Annotated in this window: 5 protein-coding genes; 1 reads left to right on the forward strand and 4 read right to left on the reverse strand. The window is 71.5% G+C overall.

Annotation, left to right across the window (positions count from 1 at the left end):
• Nucleotides 1–210 precede the first annotated feature (210 nt).
• Nucleotides 211–1530 carry a geranylgeranyl reductase family protein gene (locus ACY1JF_RS31140; protein WP_462708627.1) on the forward strand — a complete coding sequence of 440 codons (1320 nt, stop codon included), beginning with the start codon at nucleotides 211–213 and terminating at the stop codon, nucleotides 1528–1530.
• 339 nt (nucleotides 1531–1869) lie between these two features.
• On the opposite strand, the gene ACY1JF_RS31145 is transcribed toward ACY1JF_RS31140, so the two are convergent.
• From ACY1JF_RS31145 to ACY1JF_RS31160, 4 genes are read right to left on the reverse strand one after another with little or no spacing between them, the layout of a single operon-like run.
• Complete coding sequence (locus tag ACY1JF_RS31145; protein WP_462708628.1) at nucleotides 1870–3246, reverse strand: GH1 family beta-glucosidase; 1377 nt, start codon at nucleotides 3244–3246, stop codon at nucleotides 1870–1872.
• Between the two features lie 32 nt (nucleotides 3247–3278).
• Nucleotides 3279–4106 (reverse strand): carbohydrate ABC transporter permease, encoded by an 828-nt coding sequence (locus ACY1JF_RS31150; protein ID WP_462708629.1) that lies wholly within the window; start codon nucleotides 4104–4106, stop codon nucleotides 3279–3281.
• Between the two features lie 5 nt (nucleotides 4107–4111).
• The gene (locus tag ACY1JF_RS31155) at nucleotides 4112–5068 is read right to left on the reverse strand and encodes a carbohydrate ABC transporter permease (RefSeq protein WP_462708630.1); all 957 of its coding nucleotides are present in this window, start codon (nucleotides 5066–5068) and stop codon (nucleotides 4112–4114) included.
• Nucleotides 5069–5079: 11 nt separating this feature from the next.
• The gene (locus ACY1JF_RS31160) at nucleotides 5080–6339 is read right to left on the reverse strand and encodes an ABC transporter substrate-binding protein (RefSeq protein ID WP_462708631.1); all 1260 of its coding nucleotides are present in this window, start codon (nucleotides 6337–6339) and stop codon (nucleotides 5080–5082) included.
• Between the last annotated feature and the right edge of the window lie 208 nt (nucleotides 6340–6547).

Consider the following 6547-nt stretch of genomic DNA (forward strand, 5'->3'; position numbering starts at 1 on the left):
CTCCTCGTAGGTGCGACGTTGTACTGATGACCACTCCGTCGGCCGTTCCGCTTTGTGCGGTGTTGGGGAGTGATCGTGCGGTGTGGGCGCGCCCTGGTGTGCGCGGGGCGCGTACATTGCCGATCCTCCCACAGCGGCCTGCGGCGATGCCCACCGTAGGATGCGGAAGGACAGGTGCGGCATGCGGTTTGATCGGAGCAGTAGACCATCGTGAGCAGCGAGAACTCTTCGGCGGACGACGCGCGTCAGGTGTGGGACGTCGTCGTGGTGGGCGCGGGACCCGCGGGGGCCTCGGCCGCCTACGCGGCGGCGGTCGCGGGACGGCGCGTGCTGTTGCTGGAGAAGGCGGAACTGCCCCGCTACAAGACCTGTGGCGGCGGCATCATCGGACCCTCGCGCGACTCGCTCCCCCCGGGTTTCGAGCTGCCTCTCAAGGACCGCGTGCACGCGGTGACCTTCTCCAACAACGGACGCTTCACCCGCACCCGCCGCTCCCGGCAGATGCTGTTCGGGCTGATCAACCGGCCCGAGTTCGACCAGCAGCTGGTCGAGCACGCCCAGAAGGCGGGCGCCGAACTGCGCACCGGCGTGACGGTGTCGCGGGTCGAGCAGCACGGGTCCGCGGTCCCCGACCGGCGCACGGCCGCCGTGGTGCTCCAGGGCGGCGAGACCGTGCTGGCCCGGGCCGTGGTCGGCGCGGACGGCAGTGCCAGCCGGATAGCCGCACACGTCGGGGTGAAGGTCGACCAGGTGGATCTGGGCCTGGAGGCGGAGATCCCGGTCCCGGAGCCGGTCGCCGAGGACTGGCGGGGCCGGGTCCTGATCGACTGGGGCCCGATGCCGGGCAGTTACGGCTGGGTCTTCCCCAAGGGCGACACGCTCACGGTCGGGGTGATCTCGGCCCGCGGCGAGGGCGCGGCCACCAAGCGCTACCTGGAGGACTTCATCGGCCGGCTGGGTCTCGCCGGCTTCGAGCCGGGCATCTCCTCCGGTCACCTGACCCGCTGCCGTGCCGACGACTCGCCGCTGTCGCGCGGCCGGGTGCTGGTGTGCGGGGACGCGGCGGGGCTCCTGGAGCCGTGGACGCGGGAGGGCATCTCCTTCGCCCTGCGCTCGGGGCGGCTCGCGGGGGAGTGGGCGGTGCGCATCGCCGAGGCGCACGACGCCGTGGACGCCCGTCGCCAGGCCCTGAACTACGCCTTCGCCATCAAGGCCGGGCTGGGTGTCGAGATGAGCGTCGGCAAGCGGATGCTGGCGGCGTTCGAGCGCCGCCCGGGGATCTTCCACGCGGCCCTGACGGGCTTCCGGCCCGCGTGGAACGCGTTCCGGGACATCACCCGGGGCTCGACGACACTGGGCGAACTGGCCCGCAACCACCCCATCGCCCAGCGCGCCCTGACCGGGCTGGACCGCCGGCCGGCCGTCACGGCGGAGGCCGGGGCGGCCGGGGACGCCGAGAACACCGGACAGGACGGACCGTCCGAGGGGGCCGGGGACGCCGGGGGAGCCGAGGAGCGGGCCGGCTCCTGACCCGCGTCCCGGAGCCGGACCGGCGCGGGATGCCGTCTGCCGGTTGCCGGACCGGTTGCCTGACCGGTTGCCGGGCGCCGGGCGTACTTCCCCGGAGCGGAGGTGAGCGCCCCGCGCGGGTGGCGCCCGGCAACAGGCCCTCGCGGTCCGGACCCCGGTGGGCCACGCGGTTCCCATGACGGGAGCGGTGCGCCTGCCGGACCGGCCCGGGCGGCGGCGTCACCCCTGGCCGAGCGGTCGCCGGAGCACCCGGCGGCGTACCCGGGGGCGCGGCGGAGCAGGAGAAAGCGCCGGGGCATGAGAAAGGGGCCGCCCGCGAAGGCGGCCCCGTCCGGTGTGTCACCGCCGGTTGGCGGCGATCAGCTCCTGGTAGAAGCGGTAGCTGTCCTTCGGTGTGCGCTCCTGCGTCTCGTAGTCGACCCGGACGATCCCGAACCGCTTGTCGTAGCCGTACGCCCACTCGAAGTTGTCGAGCAGCGACCAGACGTAGTACCCGCGGACGTCCACGCCCGCGTCCATCGCCGCCTTCAGCGCGGTCAGATGGCCCCGCAGGTACTCCACCCGGTCGGTGTCGTGCACCGCTCCGTCCTCGGCGACCGCGTCGTCCTCCGCCGAGCCGTTCTCGGTGATGTGGACCGGCGGCAGCGCGTTTCCGTACTGCTTCTTCAGCTGCACCAGCAGATCGGTGAACGACTCCGGGACCACCGGCCAGTTCATCGAGGTGTGCCGGACGCCGGGCAGCCTGACCTCCTCGTACCGGTTGTCGGTCGCCACCCGCGCCGCAGGGTCGGGCTCGCGGTGCGGGGCGTCGGCGACCACGATCGGCCGGTAGTAGTTGATGCCGAGGAAGTCCAGTGGCTGGGAGATCAGCTCCAGGTCGCCGTCGCGGCGGAAGTCCGCCCCGGTGATCAGCTCGCCCCAGGTCTCCTCCTCGCCGGCCGGGTAGCGGCCCGCGAGGATCGGCTCGGTCCACACCAGGTTGTGCTGGGTGTCCGCGCGGACCACGGCCGCCAGGTCGGCGGGGGAGTCGGTGGCGGGCAGGTTGCGGTCGAGGTTGAGGGTGATGCCGACCTCGCGCACCCCGGCCGCGCGCAGCGCCGTCACCGCCAGGCCGTGCCCGACCAGCAGGTGGTGGGCGGCGGCCAGCGCGCCCCGGCCCTCCTTGGCGCCGGGCGCGTGCCGCCCGACGGAGTAGCCGAGGAAGGCGCTGCACCACGGCTCGTTCAGCGTGATCCAGCGCGGTACCCGGTCACCGAGGTGCCCGGCGACCACGGCCGTGTACTCGGCGAACCGCTCCGCCGTCTCCCGCACCCGCCAGCCGCCCCGGTCCTCCAGGGCCTGCGGCAGGTCCCAGTGGTAGAGCGTGGCGGCCGGCTCGATCCCGGCCTCCAGCAGCTCGTCCACCAGCCGCGAGTAGAAGTCCAGCCCCTTGGCGTTGACCGGTCCGCCGCCGTCCGGGACGATCCGCGGCCAGGCGATCGAGAAGCGGTACGAGTCCACGCCCAGCTCGCGCAGGAGCGCTACGTCCTGCGGGTAGCGGTGGTAGTGGTCGCAGGCCACGTCGCCGGTGTCGCCGTTCGCCGTCAGACCGGGGGTGTGACTGTAGGTGTCCCAGATCGACGGACCCCGGCCGTCCTCGCGTGCCGCGCCCTCGATCTGGTACGAGGCGGTCGCGGCACCGAAGACGAAACCGGACGGGAAGCGTGGGAAGGTCATGCGGGAGGAATCCGTTTCCTGCGGTGCGGACGTCACTTGACGGAACCCCCGGTGATACCGGCGGCGATGTACTTCTGGGCGAGGACGAGCAGGACCGCCGCCGGCACCGCCGACAGCACGGACGCGGCCATCACCGAACCCCAGTCACCGACGTGCGCGCCGATGTACTGGTAGATGCCGAGGGTGACCGGCTTGACCTCGTCGGTGGTGTTCAGGGTGAGCGCGAACATGAAGTCGCTCCACGAGAACAGGAACGCGAACAGCCCCGAGGTGATCAGCGAGTTGCGGCTCATCGGCAGCACCACCCGCAGGAACGTCCGCACCGGCCCGGCCCCGTCGATCTGCGCCGCCTCGATCACCTCGCCGGGGACGGACACCATGAAGGAGCGCATCAGCACGATGGAGAACGGGATGCCCAGCGAGGCGTCCGCCAGCATCAGGCCGAAGTAGGAGTTGACCAGGCCCAGGTCGACGTACGAGTTGTAGAGCGCGTTGGCGATGACGATGCCCGGCACCATCTGGGTGATCAGCGTGCCGAAGACGACGGTCCTCGAGCCGCGCAGCCCGAACCGGGCCAGCCCGTAGGCGGCCGGCGCGGCGATCGCCAGGCAGATGACGACCGCGCCGAGCGAGACGACCAGCGAGGTCAGCAGGTGGCCGCCCTGGTCGGTGACGGCCTTGGAGAAGCCGGACAGGTCCAGGCTGCCCGGCACCGGGTCGACCTTGAGCAGGCCCGACTCCGGCTGGAGCGCGGTGTTGAGCATCCAGTACAGCGGGAAGAGCATCACGCACAGGATCAGCACACCGGCGACGGTGGAGCCCCAGCGGCGCCTCGGTGCCGTGGTGGTCTGCGAGGCCATGGACGTCACTTCCCCTCGGTGCGGTTGGCCCGCAGGTAGAACACCGCGAACACCGCGGAGATCAGGATGAGTACGTTGCCGACCACCGCGCCCGCCCCGAAGTCCAGCTGGACGAAGGAGTTCTGGTAGGTGAGCGTGCCCAGGGTCTGGGTGGCGTCGGCCGGTCCGCCGTCGGTGAGGGCGAGGATCAGGTCGAGGATCTTCACGGTCGACATGAACCCGAGGACCAGGACGACCGTCACCACCGGCTTGAGCATCGGCAGGGTGACGGAGCGGAACGTCCGCCACGCGGAGGCGCCGTCCAGGGCGGCCGCCTCGTGCAGCTCCTTCGGGATCTCCTGGAGACCGCCGTACAGGATGACCATGTTGAACGGGATGCCGATCCAGATGTTGACCAGGATCACGGAGAGCAGGGCCATGTCCGGACTGGTCAGCCAGGGGGTGTGGCCGCTGCCCAGGCCGACGGCGCCCAGGAAGGTGTTCAGGACGCCGGTGTCCTGGTCGAGGATGCGGCGCCACACCACGCCGGACACCACCATGGGCACCAGCCACGGCAGCAGGATCAGGGAGCGCAGGACGCCGCCCAGGGGGAAGCGCCGGTTGAAGAACACGGCCAGCGCCAGGCCGATGCCGAACTGGCCCACCAGGGAGCCGGCCGTGAACACCAGGGTGTGCCGCAGGGCCTTGCCGAACAGGGCGTCCTGGAAGACGTTCGACCAGTTGTCGGCGCCGTTGAACGGCGACTCCCCGGTGAAGAACGTCTTCGGCGTGTAGTGCTGGAAGCTCATCACGACGTTGCGGACGAGCGGGTAGCCGAAGAACAGCAGCATGAAGACGACGGCGGGGGCGACGAACCCCCACTGGGTGAGCCGGCGCCTGAGCCTGAGCCGGTCCGGGCCGGGAGCGTGGGCCGCCTTGGGCTCTCTCGCGGCCGGCGTCGCGGTGACGGTGGAGGTGGTCATGGTCACGTACCTCAGTTCCCGCTCGTGGCCCGCTGCTGGGCGCGCTTCAGTGCGGCCTCGCTGGACTGGCCGGTCAGGGCGGACTGGAAGGCGCTCTGCAGGGCCAGCGACACGCCCGACCAGCCCGCGCCGAGCCTGGCGGTGCGCGACCGGGCCGCGGCCACCTGGTCGGCGAGCGCGTCCAGCTCCGGCACCTTCTCCCGCCACACGGCGGCGGCCTTGGCGTTGGCCGGGACCATCCAGCTGTTGAGCGCGTACGTCAGCTGTTCCTGCTGGCCGGCGAGACAGGCGACGATCTTCCCGGCCGTCTTCTCCCGCTGCTCGTCGCCGGTGTTGGGCACGGTGAGGACGGCCCCGCCGAGCGGACCGACCGAGTCGTCACCGGCCTCGGGCACCGGTATCTGCGCGATCTCCCAGTGCAGCGACTTGTCCGTGTTCAGGGTCTCCACCTGCCACGGGCCGTTGATCATCATCGCCGCGTTGCCGGCCATGAACTGGTCGTTGACGTCCGCCTGCGTCCAGTTCACCGTCGACTTCGACAGCGAACCGTCCGCCAGCAGCGCCTTCCAGAAGTCCAGCGCCTCGGCTACCTGCGGAGTGTCCAGCTCCGCCTCGTCACCGCCGTTGGACCACATGAACGGCATGAACTGGAAGACGCCGTCCTCCGCGCCGCCCGCGCTGAGCGCCAGCCCGTACCGCTTGCCCTCGGTGAGCTTCTTCGCCGCCGCGCGCAGTTCGTCCCACGTCGTGGGGACCTCGACGCCGGCCTGGTCGAGCATGTCCTTGTTGTAGAAGAGCGCGAGGGTGTTCACGGAGCGGGCGGCGCCGTAGTAGGTCCCCTTGTAGGAACCGAAGTTCACGATGCCCTCGGGGATGTCCTGGGTGCTCAGGCCGAGGGTCCTGAGGTCGACCAGGCCGCCCGCGTCGGCGAACGTGGGCATCTCGGACGCGTCGAACTGGACGATGTCCGGCAGCGACTTGGAGGACGCCATGCGCAGCGCCTTGGTCATGACCTGGGCGGCGGGGACGCTCTGCTGCTCGATGGTGACGCCCAGCCGCTCACCGCAGCGGGCCATCGCCTCGGCGTCCCAGCGGTGGTAGGACTCGTCGGTCGAGGAGTTCATCACGGTGTACACATCGGGGTCGCGTTGCTGTCCGCAGCCGGTCAGCGCCGCCCCGGCGACCAGGACGGAGACGGCGGCGAGCGGGGCTGCGGCTCTGCGTGAGCGACGGCGCCGGCGAGGTCCGGCGGCCGGAGGGTGTGCTGTCACGGTGGGTGCCCTTGGGTGCGAGGGGGTGCCGGCCCGCCCGCGCGACCACGGCGTCACGGGGCGGATGGGGAGAGGTCCGCGGGCACCGGCCGACCCGCGGACCGGGAGGTCAGTTCCGGGCGCCGAGGAGGTGGTCCATGGCGAGCTGGTCGAGGTGTTCGAAGGCCATGCCGCGGGCGGCGGCGGCCTCGGCGTCGAAGGTCTCGTA

Source organism: Streptomyces sp. SYSU D01066-1 (assembly GCF_054956795.1).

Coding starts and splice junctions, on each gene's coding strand:
- ACY1JF_RS31145 (WP_462708628.1), bottom strand. CDS start 3,246: ATGACCTTCCCACGCTTCCCGTCCGGTTTCGTCTTCGGTGCCGCGACC.
- ACY1JF_RS31150 (WP_462708629.1), bottom strand. CDS start 4,106: ATGGCCTCGCAGACCACCACGGCACCGAGGCGCCGCTGGGGCTCCACC.
- ACY1JF_RS31155 (WP_462708630.1), bottom strand. CDS start 5,068: ATGACCACCTCCACCGTCACCGCGACGCCGGCCGCGAGAGAGCCCAAG.